The organism is Halomonas sp. ND22Bw (assembly GCF_003011945.1).
GTDB classification, from domain to species: domain Bacteria; phylum Pseudomonadota; class Gammaproteobacteria; order Pseudomonadales; family Halomonadaceae; genus Halomonas; species Halomonas halophila.
The window spans coordinates 1-479 of record NZ_PXWD01000128.1 but is presented as its reverse complement, the minus strand read 5'-3'; the positions used below and the strand labels follow the sequence as shown (position 1 = coordinate 479).

Annotated in this window: 1 protein-coding gene; it reads right to left on the bottom strand. The window is 70.4% G+C overall.

Features of this window, described 5'->3' with window-relative positions:
* The coding region (locus tag CVH10_RS17305; RefSeq protein ID WP_219924745.1) for a hypothetical protein at positions 1 to 479 on the bottom strand (479 nt) is incomplete at both ends.

Here is a 479-nt window from a genome sequence, read left to right as displayed (position 1 = left end):
CGCCCGAGCGCCGCCCAGGCCTCGTAGTGGCGTGGCTCCAGCACGAGGGTGCGCTGGAGATCCGAAATGGCCGCGGCCGGATCGGAGAGCATCCAGAACACCGTGGCCCGCCGGTTCCAGCCCTCGGACCAGCCGGGCTCCAGCGTGGTGGCCCGGTCCATCAGTTCCACGGCCAGGGGCAGGTCCTGACTGGACATGGCCTGCCGGGCGCGCTCGGTCAGAAGATCGGCCGTCGCGCTGCCCGAGCGTCCGAGCCGCTGCTCGATCAGCCGCGCGATGCCTTTGGCCTCCGCGTCGTCTCCCGCCGCCTTCAGACGGGCGAACAGGTCGTCGAGGCTCAAGGGCTGCTTCTTTTCCGTCTTCCGGCCCTCCGGCGCGGGCTCGGCGAAGGATGCGGGGGCGAGAACAACGCAAAAAGCCGCGACGAGCGCGGCTTTGAGAGAAGATCGGTTCGGGCGGTCGCTCAGCATCCCGGGAGC